Origin of the sequence: Microbacterium helvum (assembly GCF_014779795.1) — a bacterium.
GTDB classification, from domain to species: Bacteria; Actinomycetota; Actinomycetes; order Actinomycetales; family Microbacteriaceae; genus Microbacterium; species Microbacterium helvum.
On record NZ_JACXZS010000018.1, the window covers coordinates 14595 to 34694 of the forward strand.

A 20100-nucleotide genomic window follows, 5' to 3' on the forward strand; every position below is an offset into this window, starting at 1 on the left:
TGCAATCGTTTGCCAAGAGTTGCCATGCTGGCTAGGCTCACACCGATCGCCGAGACGCACGACCCACGAGAGGGGTGACGCGATGGCCGAAGAACCGGATGCTGCAAGCCGGCGTCCCGCGACCATCGGCGACGTGGCGCGCCTCGCGGGCGTCGCGACCTCGACGGTCTCGCGCGCCCTGTCGACGCCGGGACGAGTGAACGAGGCCACGCGACAGCGCATCGTGGCGGCGGCCGCCGAGCTCTCGTACGTGCCGAGCACACAGGCCCGCTCGCTCGTGTCGGGCACGACCCGCACCGTGGCACTGCTCGTCCCCGACATCGCGAACCCCTTCTACTTCGGCCTCATCCGCGGCGCCCAGCGACAGCTGCGGGCCGCGGGCTACGCGCAGCTGCTGGTCGACACCGAGGAGTCCGCCGAGATCGAGGCCGAGACCATCGACCTCATGCGCAAGTCGGCCGACGGGGTGATCCTCGCCGCCTCGCGCCTGGACGAACGGCAGCTCGCGGCCCTCGCGCAGCGCCAGCCGATCGTCACCGTCAACCGCGACGTGCCCGGGGTCCCGAGCGTCATCCTCGACACCCCCGACGGCGCGCGCCAGGCTCTGATGCACCTGCGGTCGCTCGGCCACCGCCGCATCGCCTACGTGGGCGGTCCCGCCGACTCCTGGTCGAACGCGCGCCGCTGGCAGGCCCTCGAGGCGGCGGCCCCCGAGCTCGGCGTCGAGCTGCACCGGAGCGGTCCGTGGATGCCGCACGCCGACGCCGGCGCGGCAGCCGCCGACACGGTCGTCGGGACGGCGACGGCGAGCATCGTGTTCAACGACGTGCTCGCGTTCGGCATGCTGCGACGCCTGCGCGAACGCGGTGTGCGCGTGCCCGAAGACCTGTCGATCGTCGGCTGCGACGACGTGTTCGGCGCCGACTTCTGCGAACCGCCGCTCACCACTGTCGCGGCGCCGATCGAAGAAGCGGGACGCGTCGCCGTCACGATGCTGCTCGAGACCATCGGCGGCACCGGGTCGGGCCGCACGCGCGCCGTCCTGCCCACCTACCTCCGCGCGCGCCGCAGCAGCGGCCCCGCCCCCACCGACTGACACTCGAACGGATTCCTGTGCGCCTCTCCGCCTCACCTGACCGCCTGCTGCCCGCCGACGCCGCCGTCCGGCGGATCGCGGCCGAGCTGCACGCGGCGGTCGCCGACGCGCCCATCGTCTCGCCGCACGGTCACGTCGATGCGAGGCTGCTGCTCGACGATCGGCCGTTCGCCGACCCCTCCGACCTGCTGGTCACCCCCGACCACTACGTGCTGCGCCTGCTGCACGCGCACGGCGTGCCGCTGGATGCGCTCGGCCGCGGCGCCACAGCGGCGGACCCGCGCGAGGTGTGGCGGGCATTCGCGGCGCACTGGCACATGTTCGCGGGCACACCGGTGCGGGTCTGGCTGGAAGACACCCTGCAGAACGTGATCGGGCTGCAGCGGCATCCCTCCGCGGCGAACGCCGACGACCAGTTCGACGCGATCAGCGCGTGGATCGCGGAACCGGCATCGCACCCCCGGCGACTGTTCGAGCGGTTCCGCATCGACGTGCTGGCGACCACCGACGACCCCGCCGACGACCTCGCCGCCCATCGCGCCCTGGCGGGCGATGCGACGTGGCACGGCCGGGTCATTCCGACCTTCCGCCCCGACCGGTACCTCGATCCCTCGGCGCCAGGCTGGCGCGCGGCGCTGGACGACCTGACGGCGGCCAGCGGCACCGACTGCGGCACTCACGCCGGGCTCGTCGCTGCGCTGGAGGCCCGTCGCGCGTTCTTCCGCGCGGCCGGCGCCACCTCGACCGACACCGGCGTCGTCGAGGCCTGGGCGGTCCGCGCCGACACCGCCGAGCTGGAGCGCATCCATGCCGCCGCGCGAGCGGGCGACGTGACGGCATCGGACGCCGCGGCATACCGCGCGCACATGCTGTGGGAGCTCGCCCGCATGTCGAGCGAGGACGGCCTCGTGATGCAGCTCCACCCCGGGGTGCTGCGCAACCACCACACCCCGACCCTGCAGCGCTTCGGCCCCGACACCGGGCACGATCTGCCGTTGCCGACCTCGTACTCCGTGCCGCTGCGCGAACTCCTGCGCGACTTCGGCACCGACCCCGGCTTCCGTCTCGTGCTGTTCACCGTCGACGAGACCTCGTTCAGCCGTGAGATCGCGCCGCTCGCCGGCTTCTACCCGTCGGTGTTCGCGGGCGCGCCGTGGTGGTTCCTCGATTCGCCGGACGGCATCCGGCGCTACCGCGAGGCGGTGACCGATTCGGCCGGCTTCTACAAGACGAGCGGCTTCATCGACGACACCCGGGCCTTCCTGTCCATCCCGGCCCGTCACGACGTGGCGCGTCGGATGGATGCCGGCTGGCTCGCCACCCTCGTCGCCACCGGCCGGCTCCCCGAGGCTGAGGCGCACGTGATCGCCGCCGACCTGGTCGGGGCTCTTCCCCGACAGGTGTTCCGGCTGGGCGACTGAATCGGTTCGCAGTCGAGCCGCGTCGGTTCGACCGTCGAAACAGGGGATCTGCCCCGCCGAGACACGGGATCCGCATCGAGACCGAGGACGGCACCCCCGGTCTCGGCGGGATCCCCGGTCTCGGCGAGACCGGGGATTCCGCCTGCAGGAGGCGGGGCGGGAGCGCTAGGCGCGATGCAGGGCGAGGACGGGGATGGTGCGTACGCCGTTCGTCTTCACCTCGTACTCGCCGAAGCCGGGGAAGCGGCTCACCTGCTCGGCGTAGATCCGGTCGCGATCGGCGCCCGTGATCTCGCTGACTGTGACCGGATAGCGCTCCTCGCCGATCTCGACGCTGCCGGCGCCCGCGTCGCGCAGGTTGTAGTACCACCCCGGATTCGTGGGCGCACCGGCCTTGCTCGCGAAGACGTACACCGTGTCGGGGTCGGACTCGTCCGCGAGGTACATCACCGGGGTGACGTGCTCGGCACCGCTCTTGCGGCCTCGGTGGTGCAGCAGCACGATCGGCGAGCCCTCGAAGTAGCCGCCCACCTTGCCCTTGTTGGCGCGGAACTCCGCGATCGTCTTCGCGTTCCAGTCGTCGTGGTCAGACACTCGTCCTCCGTGTGTTCGTGTGGTGGTACACCGAGCGTAGGGGGCTCGGCAGGGGCGCGGGCCGTCAGCCGACCCGCAGCTCTTCCGGCTCGACGACGACGTCGACGAGCGCGCCGCCGCGCCACACCGTCATCTCCAGGCGGCGCCCGATGGCGCCCTCGACCATGCGCCGCTGCAGCGCGGTGGGATTCGCGATCGGCACGCCGTCGAGCGACAGCACGATGTCGCCCACCCGTGCACCGGCGACGGCCGCCGGGCTGTCGGGCACGATCGAGACGACCTGCATCCCGACCTTCGACCCGGCCTTGAGCGCCACCTCGGGTCCGAGCGGAACGGTCGACCCGGCGATGCCGAGCCAGGCGCGCCGCACGCGCCCCGTCGTGCGCAGCGCGTCGATGATCTCGCGCGTCGTGGCGTTGATCGGCACGGCGAGCCCGAGGCCGATGCCTGCGACGGCGGTGTTGACCCCGATCATCCGCCCGGCACTGTCTGCGAGCACACCCCCGCTGTTGCCGGGGTTGAGCGCCGCGTCGGTCTGGATCACCTCGTCGATCACGCGGCCCGACCGCGTGGGCAGCGACCGCCCGAGCGCCGACACGATGCCGGCGGTCACACTGCCCGACAGGCCGCGAGGGTTGCCCAGGGCGACCACGAGCTGGCCGACGCCGAGGGTGGCGGCATCCCCCATCCGCACCGGTGGCGGGGTGTCGCCGTGGGCGTGCAGGACGGCCAGGTCCGAGAGCGGGTCGGCGCCGACGACGGATGCCTCGGCCTCACTGCCGTCGGGGAACACGAGCTCGACCCGCACGGCGCCGTCCACGACATGCGCGCTCGTGAGCAGGTGCCCCTCGCCCGTGATGACCGAGGCGCTGCCGGCACCGGCACCCTCACGGGTGCGTACGCTCACCGCGGCGACCGACGGCAGGACCGTCTGCGCGACCCGCATCACCGTCGACGAGTAGGCGCCCGTACAACGAAGACTCCCGAGTGGAGCACCGCCGACATCCCCGACCAGGCCGGACGCACCTTCGTGGTGACCGGCGCGAACAGCGGGCTGGGGCTCGCGACCGCCCGAGCACTCGCCGCCGCCGGCGCCCACGTCGTGCTGGCCGTGCGCGACACCACGCGCGGCGCGGCCGCCGCCGCGGGCATCCCCGGCAGCACCGAGGTCCGCCGGCTCGACCTCGCCGACCTGGCATCGGTGCGCGCGTTCGCCGGCGCATGGGACCGCCCGCTCGACGTGCTCATCAACAACGCCGGCGTCATGAACCTCCCCGAGTCGCGCACGGCGGATGGCTTCGAGATGCAGTTCGGCACCAACCACCTCGGCCACTTCGCGCTCACGAACCTGCTGCTGCCGCACGTCTCGGACCGCGTCGTCACGCTGTCGTCGGGCCTGCACCGGGCCCGCGGCACGCGCATCCGCTTCGACAACCTGGCCCTCGACGGCGAGTACACCCCCGCTGCGGCGTACAGCCAATCCAAGCTCGCGAACCTGCTGTTCACCCTGGAGTTGCAGCGCCGCCTCGAGGACGCGGGATCGCCGGTGCGCGCCCTCGCCGCGCACCCGGGCTGGGCGGCCACCGAACTGCAGGGCCACGACGCCAACGGCGTGCGGCGTGCGCTCATGCTGTTCGGCAACCGCTTCCTCGCCCAGGACGCCGACGGCGGAGCACTGCCGACGCTGTACGCGGCCGTGGCCGACCTGCCCGGCGCGAGCTACGCCGGCCCCGGCGGACGACTCGAGCTGCGCGGCGCACCGGCTCTCGTCGACCGCTCCGCCGCAGCATCGGACTCGGACGTCGCTCGGCGGCTGTGGGATGTGTCGGAGCAGCTCACCGCGGTGGGCTTCCCCGCCGCGCTGCCGCGTCGCTGACCCGCTGACCCGCCGCGCCGGCAGTGCCGGCAGTGCCGGCGGACGATGTGCCGCCGGCATCCACCCGACGCATAGCGGGCGCCCCGAAAGCGTCCAGGGACGGTTTCTACGCTCGAAACCATGCCTGATTCGCCGCGCCCGAAAAGGATCCTCGGCGGAATCGCCGGGCTGGTGGGCCTCAGTGCCCTGAGCGGCGTGCTGATCGCCGCCACCGTCACCCCCGCGGTCGCCCTCACCAGCACCGCCGCAAGCCAGGCGATCACGCTGTTCGACGACCTGCCGAGCACGCTCGACATCGACCAGCTCATGCTGCCGAGCAACTTCTACGCGACCGACCCCGACACCGGCCAGCCCACGCTGCTCGCGACCTTCCTCGAGCAGGACCGCACCCCGGTCACGTACGACCAGGTGTCGTCGACGATGTACGACGCGATCCTCTCCAGCGAGGACCCGCGCTACTACGAGCACGGCGGCGTCGATGTCATCGGCACCACGCGCGCCGTGCTGTCGAACATCAGCGGCAGCGGCGAGACGCAGGGCGGATCCACGATCAGTCAGCAGTACGTCAAGAACGTGCTCGTGCAGCAGTGCGAGGCGTCCGCGACGACCTCCGAAGAGAAGTACACGTGCTGGTCGGACGCGACGACAGCCAGCGGCACGCAGGGCGTCGAGCGCAAGCTGCAGGAGATGCGGTACGCCATCGCGCTGGAGCAGAAGTACTCGAAGGACGAGATCCTGCTCGGCTATCTCAACATCGCCAACTTCGGCGGCACCACGTACGGGATCGAGGCCGCGGCACGGTACTACTTCGGCACCACCGCCGCGAACCTCACGCTCGGCCAGGCCGCGGCGCTCGCCGGCATGGTGCAGAACCCCAACACATACCGCATCGACCGAACCGCCGGCTCGATCACCGCGTCGGACGGCACGATGCTCAACAAGGCGCCCGACGGCTCTGTCGCGGACGTCAAGGGCAACGAGCTCGCGGCGCTCGACTCGCTGCTGGCCGACGGCACCATCACGCAGGACCAGTACACCGCGGCGGCCGACGGCTACACCTCCACCAAAGGGCGGCAGCTGTACGTGCTCAGCCGCATGCTCGACGACGGCAAGATCACGCACGACCAGTACGTCGCCGCGGCGATCGAGCCGATCACCCCGGTCATCACGCCCACGCGGGTCGGCTGCGCGGCGGCAGGCGGCGCCGCGTACTTCTGCCAGTACGTCAAGGACACGATCCTGAACGACTCCGCCTTCGGAGAGACGCGAGCGGACCGCCTGCGGACGCTCCAGCGCGGCGGGCTCAACGTCTACACCTCTCTGGACGCGCGCGTGCAGTCCGCCGCCGAGCAGGCGATGAGCACCTACGCGCCGGCGTCCGCCGAGATGCCCACGGCGAAGGATGCCGTGACCGGCAAGTTCGGCTCGACGACGGTCAGCCTCGAGGCCTCGACCGGCCGCATCCTCGCCATCGCGCAGAACACGACCTTCACCGAGGATCCGGCCCACGACGGCGACCCCGCGTACTCGTCGATCGTGTTCGCGGGCGATCTCGCTACGGGCGGCTCGACGGGCTTCAGTGCCGGCTCGACGTTCAAGCTCTTCACGCTGCTCGACTGGCTCGAGCAGGGACATTCGCTGAACGAGTCGCTCGACGGCCGGCTGCGTGTCTTCACCCACCTGACGAACTCGTGCCAGGGCGACTGGACGAACAACTCCAAGACGCTCGTGAACAACTTCGGCAAGGCAGCGGGCAGGGTCGGCACACCGCTGCAGTTCACGGCGACCTCGCTCAACACCGGCTACTTCGCGATGGCCGAGAAACTCGACCTGTGCGACATCGAGAAGGTCGCGAGCCGCCTGGGCGTCACCCTCGCCGACGGCAGCGCGGTCACGATGGACGACCTCAACTCGGTCATCGGCACCGCCGCGGTGTCGCCGCTCGCGATGGCCGCCGCCTACGCGACCGTCGCCAACGGCGGAACGTACTGCGAGCCGTCGGCGATCGACCGGGTGACGGATGCCGCCGGCACAGAGCTCACGACGGCCGCACGCTCGTGCACCTCCGTGCTCGACCCCGAGATCGCCGCGACCGCCGCGTACGCGCTGCAGGGCGTCATGGCCTCGGGCGGCAGCGGCACGCAGGGCAACCCGTGGGATGGCACACCGGTGCTCGGCAAGACCGGCACGCACGAGGCGTGGCAGACCTGGCTCATCGAGTCCAGCACGAAGGTGACGACGGCGACGTGGGCCGGCAACTCCGACGGTTCCGGCGACCTGTTCAACACCTGGCACGACGGCACGCGGCTGTCGGACATCCGCTACCGCATCGGGAAGGCCGTGCAGACGGCGGCGAACGCGGCGTACGGCGGCGACGCCTTCCCGAGCCCGGACCCCGCGCTCACCAAGACCGCCGAGGTGTCACTGCCGGATGTGACCGGCATGAGCGTCGCCGACGCGCAGGCGAAGCTCGAGGATGCCGGCTTCACCGTCCGCGTGGGCGACGCCGTCGAATCCGACGTTGCCGAAGGGCTCGTGGCCTCGCAGGAGCCGGGCGCGGGCCGTGTGGCCGCGGGCGCCAGCGTGACGCTGCACCCGAGCAGCGGCCCTGCGCCGTCGGACCCGGGCGGCGGCACCGGTGACGGCGGCGGCACCGGTGACGGCGGCGGCACCGGTGACGGCGGCGGGTCGGACACCGGGGGCGGGTCGACACCAGGCAACGGCAACGGCAACGGCCGCACGGACGGCTGACCCCGCCCGGTCGTTGAGCGAGCGGAGCGAGACGAAACGTGGTGAGCCGCCCATCGGACCCGGCCACGCCCGCGACGCCGGCGAGAGGGCGGGTTCGCTCCGCTCAACGACCGGGAAGAGTGAGCAGATAGACGTCGCTGCGGTGCAGGTCGATGTGATCGGCGACCCGGAAGCCCAGCGCCTCCAGATCGGCGACGCCCCAGGTGTCGGGAGCGGCGCCACGCTCGTACTCGACGAGCCACACGCGCGTCACGCCCGCGAAGCGCCCGATCGCAGCGGCCTCGGGGATGCTGTAGGTCGTCGCATCCCACAACCGGCTCTCGGTGTAGGGCGTCTTGAGCAGCACATCGTTCAGGCCGGTGTACGCCGCCGGATTCGTGTCGAGCGCCAGCCGCGGGCGTCGCGACGGCCGCACCGAGGCGTCGAACACGATCGCGTCGCCGGCCCGCGCCTCTTGCTGCACGGTCGCGGAGATGTCGTTCCAGTCCGACTGGTTCTTGGCGTACGGCGTACGCTGCCCCACGTACACGGGCGCGGCGGCCGCGAGCACCGCGATCAGGGCCATCGCGGCGAGCCCTGCCCCCGGCATCCTTCTCGAGAAATGGATGCCGTCGAGCCGGCGGATCCCGAGGGCCATCAGGATCGCTGCGGCCGGGGCCGCGAACGTGCCGTACCGGGGCGTGTAGCCGGGGATCATGGCGTTGACCAGCAGCAGGGTTCCGCTGGGGATCACGAGCCATGCGAGGGTGATCGCCTCGAGGTCGAGGCTCATCGCGGTCGACGGCCGACGGACCAGGCCACCCACCCACACGGCGACGGCCACGAGGATCAGCGCCCAGGCGATCAGCGCGAACGGCCACGCGCCGAACCACATCTTGACGAGCACCATGTCGATCGAGACGCGGTCGCGGTCAGCGAGGAACGCGATCTGCTTGTGCTCGACCGCCGCCAGCACGAGCAGCGGACTGGCCGCGAGGAACGCCGCACCGGAGGCGATCGCCCAATGACGCAGGTGTCGCCGACGCTCCGGCGCGAGGGCCAGCACCACTCCGACGGCGACGGCGAGCAGCGCCAGGTAGAGGAAGACGTAGACGCCGACCGCCAGCACGGTCGCGTACACGACCCAGCCGCGGCGTGACGGCATCCCTCGACGAAGGATCTCGACCACCACGACCCACAGCAGCGTGGCGAGCATCGCCGAGAACGCGTAGCTGCGGGCCTCTTCGCCGGCGTAGGTGAGTCTCGGCAGGATCGCGGCGACCGCCCCCGCGAGCACCGCGAAGCGGATCGACGGGGCGCGACCGCCGCCCCCGATCCGCCCGCACAGCCACGTGACCGCCGCCGCGCAGACGCCGATCGCGAGCGCGGAGGGCAGGCGCACCGAGAACGGGCTGGAGCCGAACAGCCGCACCCACCCGTGCAGTCCCAGGTAGTACGCGCCGTGCACCGCGTCGACGTGGAGGAACATCGCGAACAGGCTGCCGAGCGGCCGTGTGGCCGACAGCACGCTCGCGGCCTCGTCGCCCCACAGGGACGGGATCCACGAGCCGGCCAGGCTCACGAGCGCCGCGAGGACGCCGATGATCGCGGCGGCGCGTCCCAGCCGGAGGGGATCGACGCCGGGCGCTTCATGCGGCGCCGCCGCGCGCTCACGCGCAGTGCTGACCGCCGGCGTCCGGTCCGCCTCGGACGCACCGGTGGCGGTGACCGGGCCCCGCTCGAACCTCTCCGGTGAGACGCTCACCCGTCCAGAGTGCGCTCATGCTCTGTGAACGGGCCGAGAGCGCGGCAGGGATCCCGCGACTCTAGACTTCGAGCCATGCCCCTGCTCGCCCCGCGGAGCGAGGAACGAGCGAAGACGAAACGCGGTGAGACGCTCTCAAGAACCCAGCCCACGCGCGTGAGCCGCGAGCACGGCTGGCCCGACAGGCGTCGTCTCGCTCCGCTCGCTCAACGACCGGGTGGGGCGCTCACGCGACATGCGCGGCCTCCAGCAGATCCCGCGCCACCGGCGACAGGTCGCGCGCGGCGCCGCGCCAGATCGCGGTGATCGGGCGGGTGATCGGCGGGGTGTCGACCGGGACCCGGGCCAGGCGCCCGAGACGCAGGTCGTCGGCGACGACGCGGCTCGACAACACGGCCGGCGCCAAGCCGCTCGCCACCGTCGACCGGATCGCGGCGGTGTTCGCGAGCACGACCGCCGGCGCGGCCGGCGCGTGACCCAGCCGCTCCTCGACGACGAGCTCCCAGCTGCGCCGCGTGCCGCTGCCGAGCTCGCGGGCGACGAGGCCGGTGGCGGCGATCTCTGCCAGGGGGACGGCATCCCGAACCACCCACGGATGGTCCGTCGCGACGACGACCACCAGTTCGTCCCGCGCGACGACGCGGCTCGACAGGTCCGTCAATGCCTCGGGGCTCTCGATGAAGCCGAGGGATGCCTCACCGCCCCGCACCCGTGCACACGTGTCGGCGCTGTTCGCGGTGAGCAGGCGCACCTCGGTCGGCAGGAGCCCGGCAGCGACCTGCGCCGACCGCAGCGTCACGAGCCAGCGCGGCAGCAGGTGCGATGCGACGGTCTGGCTGGCGGCGACCGAGAGCTCGCGGCCGGTCTCGCCGCGCAACTGCCCGATTCCGGTCTCGAGCCGGTCGGCCGCGTGCAGCAGGTCGTCGGCCCACGCGACGAAGACCTCGCCCGCAGGCGTGGCGGTCACGCCGTGCGGCGAGCGCAGCAGCAGCTCGAGCCCGAGCGCGCGCTCCATGGCGCGCAGTCGTGCCGATGCGGACTGCTGCGTCACACCGCGCTCGCGCGCGGCGGCCGAGATGGAGCCGCTCTCGAGCACCGCGCGCAGCAGCCGCAGGGCCTCGATGTCGGGTACGTACCCCATTGCCACAGCCTACGCCTGTACCCCTACGCATCCGCCGGGGATACCGGAGCGCGAGGTGAAAAGCGAACGTGGAATGGTGTTCCGCTCCGCCCCGCTCGCACCCCGCTCCGCCCAGCTGGTCCCCGGCATCGCCCTCTGCCTCGCGATCGGCGCCGTTTCGCTCGCTCTCGGCACGATCGCTCCGGTGGTCGGCAGCGCTCTGCCGGCCATCGCGATCGGCGTGGCGGTGGCGGCGATCCGGCGGCCGGGCGCACGCACGCTGCCTGGCATCGCGTTCTCGGCGAAGTGGCTGCTGCAAGCCGCCGTGGTGCTGCTCGGCGCCCAGCTGTCGCTGCAGGACGTCATCACTGTGGGCGCTGAATCGCTGCCGGTCATGCTCAGCACACTGACGGTGTGCCTGCTCGCCGCGTGGGGCCTCGGGCGCGCCATGCGGATCGACGGACGCCTGCGCACGCTGATCGGCGTCGGCACCGGCATCTGCGGCGCATCGGCGATCGCGGCCGTGGCTCCGGTGATCGCGGCGACGAGCGGCGAGATCGCCTACGCCGTGTCGACGATCTTCGTGTTCAACATCGCGGCTGCGGTCGCCTTCCCGCTGCTCGGCCACGCGCTCGGACTCGATGCCCACACGTTCGGCCTGCTCGCGGGCACCGCGATCAACGACACCAGCTCGGTGGTCGCCGCGGCGACGACGTTCGGCGCGGGAGCACTCGGTTTCGCGGTGGTCGTGAAGCTCGTGCGCACGCTCATGATCGTGCCGATCAGTGTGGGATTGGCGCTGCGTCAGCCGCAGGGCGGTGCGTCGAGCCTGCTGCGGCAGCCGTGGCGCATCCTCACGCTGGTGCCGTGGTTCATCGTGGGGTTCGTCGTCATGGTGCTGGCCCACTCGGCCGGCCTGATCTCCGCCGGAGCGCACCTTGTCATGGCGAGCGCCGGCGGCCTGCTGATCGCGGCCGCGCTCGCGGGCATCGGCCTTTCGACCGACCTCGGCGCGATCCGCCAGGCCGGCTGGCGCCCGCTCGCGCTCGGCGCGGCGCTCTCGCTGCTGGTGACCGCGACGGCGCTGGGCGTGCTCGCCCTCACCGGCCGGCTCGGCTGAGCCGAGGCATCCCCCTCTTCACTTCGACAGGTCAACCGCGGCTCCACAGGAGAAACGGTGCCGGAATCTCCTGCGGAAGTGCGGTTGACCTGTTGGCGGAGGGCCCCGCACGGCATCGGGCGGACCCGACCTGCGACCGGACCCGACCCGCGGTCAGAGCGCGACGTGGAACTTCGGGCCCGGGCCGGCGGCAGGCGGCCGCACGCCCGCGAGGATCGCGGGCAGGTCGTCGAGCGAGACGGTCGCGGCGACGAGGGGGCGAGGGTCGACGACGCCCGCGGCGTAGGCGTCGATCGTGCCGGCCAGTCCCGGCGAGGCGCTCAGCACGCCGACGGCCGTCACATCCTTGAGGGCGAGGTCGCGTGTGTCGATGCGACTCGGGACGCCGGCGAGTCCGATGTAGACCACGCGCCCGCCGGGTTCGACGAGCTCGAGCGCCCGCGCAGGCAGTGTCGGGGAATTGGATGCCTCGACCACGGCATCCCACGGCAGGCGGGGGAGCGTCTGCTCGGTCCAGACCTCGTCGAAGCCTAGCGATCGGGCGAACGCCGCCGAGGCGTCATCGCGCGCGAGCAGGTGCACCTCGGTTCCCGCCGCGCGCGCGAACATCGCGCTGAGCACCCCGATCGTGCCCGGTCCGAGGACGAGGCAGCGATCGCCTGGCCGCAGCGCCGCGCCCTGCACCGCGCGGAAGGCGTTGCCGCCCGGCTCGACCAGGGCACCCATCGTGTCGTCGACGGAATCGGGCAGTCGGTGCAGCGATGCGACGGTCGTCGCGACCTTCTCAGCGAGCGCGCCGGGCTTGCCACCGCGGATGCCGAGTTCGAGACGGCGCTCGCACACGTGCTGCCGACCGTGCTGACACCGGCGGCACTCACCGCAGCCGAGCATCGTGTCGCCTGTGACGCGGCGCCCGATCCAGGCCGGATCGACACCGGCGCCCACGGCTGAGACAGCGCCCGTCCACTCGTGCCCGATGCGCATCGGGTACGCGGCGTGGCCGGAGTGCAGATATGCCATATCACCGCTGAAGAACTCGAGGTCGGTGCCGCAGATGCCCGCACGGTGCACGTCGACGACCACCTCGCCCGGCGCCGCGACCGGCGGGGCGACGTCCTGCACCTCGGCCTGCCCGGGGGCGGTGATGACGAGCGCCCTCATCGTCCGCCCCACAGGAGCGGAGGGATGCCGCGGACCCCGGGTCTCGCCGTGAACACCCGCCCCGACAGCGGGTGGGCGTCGCGCTGGGCCTGCGTCAGATGCTCGGTCGCTGTGGTGACCACGAGCGTGTCGAGCTCGGGACCGGCGAACACCGGGCACGTGGTGTGCGGTGCCGGCACGTCGACGCGGCCGACGAGGCGTCCGTCTGGCGCGAACCGCAGCACGCAGCCGCCGCCCCACACCGCGACCCACACGTGGTCGTCGGCGTCGATCGTCATGCCGTCGGGGTGGCCGTGGGAGAGCGCGGCGAAGACGGTGCGCGGTCCGGTCGCGCCGGTCGCGGGATCGTAGGAGCGGACGAAGATGCGGGAGCTTCCGGTGTCGGCGCTGTAGAACCGGCGGCCGTCGGCGCTCCAGGCGAGTCCGTTCGAGAGCGTGAGGTCGTCGTCGATGACGGTCGTCGGCTCATCGACGCCGGCCTCGACGCGCAGCAGCAGTTCATCGCCGGGCCCGAGGGTGCCCACGACGAAACGGCCCGCCGGGTCGGGCTTGCCGTCGTTGAACCGGCGACCCTCGCCCGTCACGAGCTCGCGGCCGGACGAGATCGCACCGTCGCCCGACACGTAATGCAGCCGGCTGGTCCCGGCGACGACGAGTGCGCCGTCGGCGGCGACCGCGACGGCGCCCGCGGAGTCGGGCGTCTGGATCCGGCTCTGCGGCTCGACGCGGCCGTCGTCGTGCAGGCGACCGACATGGACGGCCCCGGCCATGATGTCGACCCACAGCAGGCGTTCGCGGATCGGGTCCCACGTCGGCCCCTCGCCGAGGAACTGCGGCTCGTCGGTCGCCGGCTCGGCCGTGGCGAGGAGCGGAACGTCGGCGTAGCCCGGCTCAATGGGATTCACGGGAGACCTCCGATCCGGAGGCGCCGACGAGGAAGTCGAGGTCCGCCCCCTGGTCGGCCTGCAGCACGTGATCGACGTACAGGCGTTCCCACCCGCGGCGCGGGTTCGCGAAGCCGTCCACGGTCGCGGCGTCGGGGGCGCGGCGGACGAGCTCGTCGGCGGGCACGTCGAGCTCCAGCCGCCGGGCACGCACATCGAGGCTGATCCAGTCGCCGGTGCGAACCAGCGCCAGCGGTCCGCCCGCGGCCGCCTCCGGAGTCACGTGCAGCACGACCGTCCCGTAGGCCGTGCCCGACATCCGGCCGTCGCAGATGCGCACCATGTCACGCACACCCTTCTCCAGCAGCTTGGTCGGCAGTGGCATGTTCGACACCTCGGGCATGCCCGGGTACCCCTTCGGCCCGCAGCCGCGCAGCACCATCACGCTGTTCTCGTCGATGTCGAGGTCGGGGTCGTCGATGCGGGCGTGGAAGTCCTCGATCGAGTCGAACACGACCGCCCGGCCGCGGTGCTTCAGCAGGTGCGGCGACGCGGCCGCGGGCTTGATGAGCGCGCCGCCGGGGGCGAGCGAGCCGCGCAGCACCGAGATGCCGGCGTGCGACTGCAGCGGCGACTCGCGCGGCGTGATGACGTCGGCATCCCAGATCTTCGCATCGTCGAGATAGTCGACCAGGGGCTTGCCGGTGATGGTGAGCGCCTCGGGATCGAGCAGATCGCGCACCTCGCGCAGCACCGCGAGAAACCCACCCGCGCGGAACAGGTCGTCCATCAGATACCGGCCCGCCGGCTGCAGGTTCACCAGCAGCGGCACCTCCGCCCCGATCCGGTCGAAGTCATCGATCGACAGGTCGATGCCCAGGCGCCCGGCGATCGCCAGCAGGTGCACGACCGCGTTCGTCGACCCGCCGATCGCCGCGAGCGCGACGATCGCGTTGTGGAAGCTGCCCTTCGTCAGGAACGACGACGGGCGACGGTCCTCCGCGACCAGCTCGACCGCGAACCGGCCCGTGTCGTGCGCAGCCTCCAGCAGCCGCGCATCCGCTGCCGGCGTGCCGGCCAGCCCCGGGATCACCGTCCCGAGCGCCTCCGCGACCAGCGCCATCGTCGACGCCGTGCCCATCGTGTTGCAGTGCCCCTTCGAGCGGATCATCGACGACTCGCTCTTCAGGAACATCGCCTCGCTCAGCGTCCCGGCCCGCACCTCCTCGCTGAGGCGCCACACATCGGTGCCGCACCCCAACGCCTCACCCCGGAAGTGACCGGTGAGCATGGGCCCGCCCGGCACCACCACGGCGGGCAGGTCGACGGATGCCGCGGCCATCAGCAGCGCCGGGATGGTCTTGTCGCACCCGCCCAGCAGCACCACCCCGTCGATCGGATTCGCGCGCAGCATCTCCTCCGTGGCCATCGCCGCCATATTGCGCCACAGCATCGCCGTCGGCCGCACGTTCGTCTCACCCAGCGACACCACCGGCAGCTCCAGCGGGATGCCACCCGCCTCATAGACGCCGTTCTTCACCGACTGCGCCACCTCCGACAGGTGCGCGTTGCACGGCGTGAGATCCGACGCCGTGTTCGCGATCGCGATCTGCGGACGACCCGTGAACGCACTGTCAGGCACCCCGCGGCGCATCCACGCCCGATGGATGTACGCGTTCCGGTCATCCCCCGCATACCACTGCGAACTTCGAAGCGTCATCCTCGACCTCTCGTCCCGCCCGTGCGCCACCGCCCGGGCCTTCCGCCATCCTCCCCGATCCTCCGCGCGACGCGCGCTTCTGCCACGGGCCTGGTGAAGAGCGGCCATCCTCGCGCCGCGGCCGCCGGCATCCCTCACCTCCTCAACAGGTCAACCGCGCTTCCACAGGACGGATCCAGCCCGTTCCTCTTGCACAACGCCGGTTGACCTGTTGAACGGCGGTGCCACGCCGCCAGGACGGAGCGAGTGGATGCCGCAGGCCGACGCCTCAGCGCCCCCGACAGCCGCTGGCGCGGACGCGCCTCAGGGCACGCGGTAGCCCGCGGCGCGGAACAGCTCGTACCACTCCGCCCGCGTCAGGGTCACGTCGGAGCCCTGCGCGGCTCCGCGGACGCGGTCCGGCGTGGTGGTGCCCAGCACGACCTGCATCATCGCCGGGTGACGAGTGATCCACGCCACGGCGATGGCGATCGGCGGCACGTCATACTGCGCGGCGAGCCGGTCGATCACGGCGTTCAGCTCGGGGTAGTCAGGCGAGTCCAGGAACACGCCGGTGAAGAAGCCGGCCTGGAACGGCGACCACGCCTGGATGGCGATGTCGTGCAGGCGGCAGTAGTCCACGATGCCGCCGGCGTCGAGGGTCAGCGACTGGTCCTCGCCCTGCATGTTGGCCGCGACGCCCTGCGCGATCGACGGCGCGTGCGTGATCGACAGCTGGATCTGGTTCGCGACGATGGGCTGGCGCACCGACTTCTTGAGCAGATCGATCTGACGCGGCGTGTGGTTCGAGACGCCGAAGGCGCGCACCTTGCCCGTGGCTTCGAGATCGTCGAAGGCCCGCGCGACCTCGTCGGGCTCGACGAGCGCGTCGGGACGATGCAGCAGCAGGATGTCGACGTAGTCGGTGTCGAGGGCGCGCAGCGAGCCCTCGACCGATTCGACGATGTGCTCGTACGAGAAGTCGAAGTACGGCCCCTCCCGCACGATGCCGGCCTTGGTCTGGATCGTGAGCTGCTCGCGCTCGGACGGGCTGAGCCGCATGGCTTCGGCGAACCGTCGCTCGCAGCCGTGCAGCTCTCTGCCGTAGATATCGGCGTGGTCGATGAAGTCGATGCCGGCATCGCGGGCCGTGTTCACCAGCGCGCGCACGGCGTCGTCGTCGAGGTCCTGGATCCGCATCAGGCCGAGCACCACTTCGGGTGCGGGGCGATCGATGCCGGCGAGGCCGATGGTCTTCATTCTCTTCTGCTTTCGTTCCGAGGGCTCGGCGAAGCGACTGTGCGCCCGGGTGGACCCTGAGAGGGTCTGTCTGCGCCGCATCGCCTGGCGGCAACATATCCTTTCGCGATTCTGACACGCGGAGTGGATGCCTCGGCCCGGACCACTGCGTGGCCGTCGTGCCATTCCGGCGACCAGCACGGCCATTTTGCACGATTAGAATATTAGTGCAAAACTGCATGATGTGACTGATAGTGCAGATGGGCTGCGTGAGCGCCGGCGCGCCGAGACGACGCGGACGCTCATCCGCGCCGCACGGCGCTTCACCGCCGAGCACGGACTCGCCGGCTTCACGGTCGAGGAGCTCTGCAGCGAGGCCGACGTCTCGCGGCGCACCTTCTTCAACTACTTCGCCTCGAAGGACGACGCCGTGCTCGGCGTCCCTCTCGAGCGATCGGATGCCGCGGCTGTCGACCGCTTCGTCGCCGGCGGCTCCGACAGCCCGGGGCTGTCGCCGAACCTGCTGACCGACCTCGCCGTGCTCGCCGAGGAGCGCTGGCGCGCCCTCGACATCGCCCCCGACACCGTGCAGGACCTGTTCCGCGCGGTCGAGAAAGAGCCACGGCTGCTCGCGCGCATGCTCGAGCTCGGCGCCGAAGGCGAGCGCTACGACGCCGAACTGATCGTGCAGCGCGAGGGCCTGGAGCCCGGCGACCTGCGCGCCGAGGTGGCCGCCCAGATCGTGGGCGCCGTGGTGCGTTCCGCGGCGGGCGAGTTCCTCGCCGCCGGCGACACCGGCACCTTCATCGAGATCTTCGAGCGGCGCATCGGCGCGGCGCGCGACCTCTTCAGCACGCAGACAGCGCTGACACGCAGACCGGATTGACAGGAAGACCCGAATGACCACCGCCACCGTCCCGACCGCCAAGCCCGGCGGGGACGCGCCGTTCCTGCTCACGCAGCGGCGCATCTGGATCATCTTCTCCGCGCTCATCGCGGGCATGCTGCTGTCGAGCCTCGACCAGACGATCGTGTCGACGGCCATGCCGACCATCGTCGGCGAGCTCGGCGGCGTCTCGCACCAGGTGTGGATCACGACCGCATACATCCTGGCCACCACGATCGTCATGCCGATCTACGGCAAGTTCGGCGACGTGCTCGGCCGTCGCCGCCTGTTCATGGTGGCGATCGCGATCTTCACGCTCGCCTCGATCGGCTGCGCGTTCGCGACCGACTTCTGGATGTTCGTGGTCTTCCGCGCGATCCAGGGCCTCGGCGGCGGCGGTCTCATGATCCTGTCGCAGGCGATCATCGCCGACATCGTGCCGGCCGACCAGCGCGGCAAGTACCTCGGCCCGCTCGGCGGCATCTTCGGCCTGGCCGCCGTCGCCGGTCCGCTCCTGGGCGGCTTCTTCGTCGACCACCTGACGTGGCAGTGGGCGTTCTACATCAACATCCCGGTGGGCATCGCGGCGTTCTTCGTGGCCGTCTTCGCCTTGAAGCTGCCCAACAAGAAGGCCGAGAAGCCGATCGACTGGCTCGGAGTACTGTTCCTGTCGGTGGCGACGACGTGCCTCATCTTCTTCACCGACTTCGGGGGTTCGGCCGACTTCGGCTGGGATTCCGGTGCCACGTGGGCCTGGGGTGCGGGCCTCGTCGCCTCGGCGGGGCTGTTCATCTTCACGGAGTCGCGAGCGGCCGATCCGATCATGCCGCTCTCGATGTTCCGCAACCCGATCTTCCTCAACGCCACCGCGATCGGCATGGCGATCGGCATCGGCATGTTCGCCGCGCTCGGGTTCGTGCCCACGTTCCTGCAGATGTCGTCGGGAACGTCGGCGGCGGCATCCGGTCTGCTCATGCTGCCGATGATGGTCGGCGTGATGGGCACCTCGATCGCGTCGGGTCTGCTGATCACCAAGACCGGCAAGTACAAGCTGTTCCCGATCGTGGGCACGCTCATCGTCGGCGTGGCGATGATCCTAATGACGACACTCACGGCGTCGACGCCGATCTGGCTGATCTGCGTCTACCTGTTCCTGTTCGGCGTCGGCCTCGGCTGCATCATGCAGGTCGTGGTGCTCGTCGTGCAGAACGCCGTGCCCGCGTCGGATCTCGGCACCGCCACCTCGACGAACAACTACTTCCGCGAGGTGGGCGCCGCGCTCGGCACCGCCGTGTTCGGCACGCTCTTCACGACGCGGCTCACCGAGAACCTCACCAAGGTCTTCACGGATGCCGGCGCCTCGCCCGAACAGGCGGGTGAGGCGACCTCGACCATCGATCCGTCCGTGCTGAACGATCTGCCCGACGCGATCCGCATTGGCGTCGTGGACGCGTACGCCGACGCGCTGGCCCCTGTGTTCTGGTACCTGGTGCCGTTCATCGCCGCCGCGTTCGTGCTGGCGCTGTTCCTGAAGCAGATCCCGCTGTCGGACGTCGCCGGGCTGGTGGCCCGCGGAGAGGCGATCGGCGGCGAGGAGGCCGAGCGCCTCGAGGCCGAGCAGCGCGCCGCAGCGGCTCCGGCCGGCCGCTCGGGGCGCCGCACACGCGACCAGGCCGCCGCCTCATCCGAGGACCGGCACCTCAGTTGAGGACCATCGCCGAGATGCGGAGCGGGCGCGACGTACCGGCTCCGCATCTCGGCAATCCTCCTCGATTGAGGGAATGAGGGGATGCCGCACCCGCTTCCGCCCGGCGGCTGCGGTATCAGGCCCCGAGACGCTGCTGCAGCCCGGCGTACGACACCGCGCCGTCGAGGAACCCGAGCGTGCCGTGCTCCAGCAGCTCACGGCCCGCCCGCTCGACGGTGTCGAACGAGGCCCGCGCGATGCTGCCGCCCACGCTCACGCGCTTCACGCCGAGCGAGAAGAGGGTGCGCGCGTCGATCACGGGTGCGGTGAGTCCGGCGACCATGTTCACGGGCGCGGCGATCTCGTCGACGAGGCGGCGGATCGTGTCCAGGTCGCGCACGCCGGGAACGAAGATGCAGTCCGCACCGACCTCGAGGTACCGCCGTGCACGTTCGACCGTCTCGGCGAACGGATCGTCGACGCCGCCCACGAAGAACGCGTCGGTGCGCGCGTTGAGCACGAACCTGTCGCCGGATGCCGCACCCCGCGCCGCGGCGAGACGCGCGGTCGCGGTCTCGATGTCGAACAGCCGGCCGTCCGCGGCGTCCTCGATGTTGCCGCCGACGATCCCCAGCGATACCGCACGCGCCACGGTCGCGCCGACCTCGGCGGGGGTGTCGCCGTAGCCGGCTTCGTGAATCGCCCTGGGTTTCGTTCCGTTCTTGAAGTAAGGATGGAACACGATGAATCAGAAGTACTCGGCGGAGATGCGTGAGCGCGCGTTGCGGATGCTGGATGAGGCCAAGCCCGATCACGCGAACC

General features: G+C 71.4%; 16 protein-coding genes. 7 read left to right on the top strand and 9 right to left on the bottom strand.

Features of this window, described 5'->3' with window-relative positions; all coding sequences use genetic code 11:
- Positions 1–82: 82 nt before the first annotated feature.
- Together IF188_RS19530 and uxaC are read left to right on the top strand one after the other, a co-directional pair.
- Positions 83–1096, top strand: coding sequence for a LacI family DNA-binding transcriptional regulator (locus IF188_RS19530; protein ID WP_191173482.1), 1014 nt, complete (start codon positions 83–85; stop codon positions 1094–1096).
- An 11-nt stretch (positions 1097–1107) separates the two neighbouring features.
- Complete coding sequence (uxaC, locus tag IF188_RS19535) at positions 1108–2517, top strand: glucuronate isomerase (protein ID WP_191173495.1); 1410 nt, start codon at positions 1108–1110, stop codon at positions 2515–2517.
- Positions 2518–2682: 165 nt separating this feature from the next.
- Here the strand turns inward: uxaC and IF188_RS19540 are convergent, their stop codons facing one another.
- The gene (locus tag IF188_RS19540) at positions 2683–3111 is read right to left on the bottom strand and encodes a nitroreductase family deazaflavin-dependent oxidoreductase (RefSeq protein WP_191173483.1); all 429 of its coding nucleotides are present in this window, start codon (positions 3109–3111) and stop codon (positions 2683–2685) included.
- Between the two features lie 64 nt (positions 3112–3175).
- Positions 3176–4057 (bottom strand): S1C family serine protease, encoded by an 882-nt coding sequence (locus IF188_RS19545; RefSeq protein ID WP_191173496.1) that lies wholly within the window; start codon positions 4055–4057, stop codon positions 3176–3178.
- Here IF188_RS19545 and IF188_RS19550 point away from each other — a divergent pair.
- The gene (locus tag IF188_RS19550) at positions 4043–4987 is read left to right on the top strand and encodes an oxidoreductase (RefSeq protein ID WP_191173497.1); all 945 of its coding nucleotides are present in this window, start codon (positions 4043–4045) and stop codon (positions 4985–4987) included. The two genes, IF188_RS19545 and IF188_RS19550, sit on opposite strands and share 15 nt — an antisense overlap.
- A 120-nt stretch (positions 4988–5107) precedes the next feature.
- Positions 5108–7738: a penicillin-binding protein gene (locus IF188_RS19555; protein ID WP_191173484.1), complete on the top strand. Its 2631-nt coding sequence runs from the start codon at positions 5108–5110 to the stop codon at positions 7736–7738.
- A gap of 103 nt (positions 7739–7841) precedes the next feature.
- On the opposite strand, the gene IF188_RS19560 is transcribed toward IF188_RS19555, so the two are convergent.
- Positions 7842–9482, bottom strand: a complete 1641-nt coding sequence (locus IF188_RS19560) for a glycosyltransferase family 39 protein (protein ID WP_191173485.1) — start codon at positions 9480–9482, stop codon at positions 7842–7844.
- Between the two features lie 226 nt (positions 9483–9708).
- The gene (locus IF188_RS19565; protein WP_191173486.1) at positions 9709–10623 is read right to left on the bottom strand and encodes a LysR family transcriptional regulator; all 915 of its coding nucleotides are present in this window, start codon (positions 10621–10623) and stop codon (positions 9709–9711) included.
- Positions 10624–10696: 73 nt separating this feature from the next.
- Here IF188_RS19565 and IF188_RS19570 point away from each other — a divergent pair, with 73 nt between their 5' ends.
- On the top strand, positions 10697–11722 hold the full coding sequence (locus tag IF188_RS19570; protein ID WP_224752192.1) for a YeiH family protein: 1026 nt from the start codon (positions 10697–10699) through the stop codon (positions 11720–11722).
- 153 nt (positions 11723–11875) lie between these two features.
- Here the strand turns inward: IF188_RS19570 and IF188_RS19575 are convergent, their stop codons facing one another.
- The 4 genes from IF188_RS19575 to IF188_RS19590 form a co-directional block, all read right to left on the bottom strand.
- A complete protein-coding gene (locus IF188_RS19575; RefSeq protein WP_191173488.1) occupies positions 11876–12883 on the bottom strand; it encodes a zinc-dependent alcohol dehydrogenase in 1008 nt (335 codons plus the stop codon).
- Complete coding sequence (locus tag IF188_RS19580; protein WP_318152960.1) at positions 12880–13788, bottom strand: SMP-30/gluconolactonase/LRE family protein; 909 nt, start codon at positions 13786–13788, stop codon at positions 12880–12882. Before IF188_RS19580 ends, IF188_RS19575 begins: the two co-directional genes overlap by 4 nt.
- Entirely contained in the window at positions 13775–15487 is a 1713-nt protein-coding gene (locus tag IF188_RS19585; RefSeq protein WP_191173489.1) for an IlvD/Edd family dehydratase, read from the bottom strand. Before IF188_RS19585 ends, IF188_RS19580 begins: the two co-directional genes overlap by 14 nt.
- A gap of 303 nt (positions 15488–15790) precedes the next feature.
- Positions 15791–16726: an aldo/keto reductase gene (locus tag IF188_RS19590; protein ID WP_191173490.1), complete on the bottom strand. Its 936-nt coding sequence runs from the start codon at positions 16724–16726 to the stop codon at positions 15791–15793.
- 223 nt (positions 16727–16949) lie between these two features.
- Between IF188_RS19590 and IF188_RS19595 the strand changes: the two genes are divergently transcribed.
- Positions 16950–17591: a TetR/AcrR family transcriptional regulator gene (locus IF188_RS19595; protein WP_191173491.1), complete on the top strand. Its 642-nt coding sequence runs from the start codon at positions 16950–16952 to the stop codon at positions 17589–17591.
- Between the two features lie 13 nt (positions 17592–17604).
- Complete coding sequence (locus tag IF188_RS19600) at positions 17605–19299, top strand: MDR family MFS transporter (protein ID WP_191173492.1); 1695 nt, start codon at positions 17605–17607, stop codon at positions 19297–19299.
- Between the two features lie 115 nt (positions 19300–19414).
- On the opposite strand, the gene IF188_RS19605 is transcribed toward IF188_RS19600, so the two are convergent.
- Positions 19415–20020, bottom strand: coding sequence for an isocitrate lyase/phosphoenolpyruvate mutase family protein (locus IF188_RS19605; protein ID WP_191173493.1), 606 nt, complete (start codon positions 20018–20020; stop codon positions 19415–19417).
- Between the last annotated feature and the right edge of the window lie 80 nt (positions 20021–20100).

Excerpts from the sequence above, each read along its gene's own strand:
- IF188_RS19530 (WP_191173482.1), top strand. The coding sequence starts at position 83 with ATGGCCGAAGAACCGGATGCTGCAAGCCGGCGTCCCGCGACCATCGGC.
- IF188_RS19545 (WP_191173496.1), bottom strand. The coding sequence starts at position 4,057 with ATGCGGGTCGCGCAGACGGTCCTGCCGTCGGTCGCCGCGGTGAGCGTA.
- IF188_RS19555 (WP_191173484.1), top strand. The coding sequence starts at position 5,108 with ATGCCTGATTCGCCGCGCCCGAAAAGGATCCTCGGCGGAATCGCCGGG.
- IF188_RS19565 (WP_191173486.1), bottom strand. The coding sequence starts at position 10,623 with ATGGGGTACGTACCCGACATCGAGGCCCTGCGGCTGCTGCGCGCGGTG.
- IF188_RS19570 (WP_224752192.1), top strand. The coding sequence starts at position 10,697 with ATGGTGTTCCGCTCCGCCCCGCTCGCACCCCGCTCCGCCCAGCTGGTC.
- IF188_RS19575 (WP_191173488.1), bottom strand. The coding sequence starts at position 12,883 with ATGAGGGCGCTCGTCATCACCGCCCCCGGGCAGGCCGAGGTGCAGGAC.
- IF188_RS19585 (WP_191173489.1), bottom strand. The coding sequence starts at position 15,487 with ATGACGCTTCGAAGTTCGCAGTGGTATGCGGGGGATGACCGGAACGCG.
- IF188_RS19590 (WP_191173490.1), bottom strand. The coding sequence starts at position 16,726 with ATGAAGACCATCGGCCTCGCCGGCATCGATCGCCCCGCACCCGAAGTG.
- IF188_RS19600 (WP_191173492.1), top strand. The coding sequence starts at position 17,605 with ATGACCACCGCCACCGTCCCGACCGCCAAGCCCGGCGGGGACGCGCCG.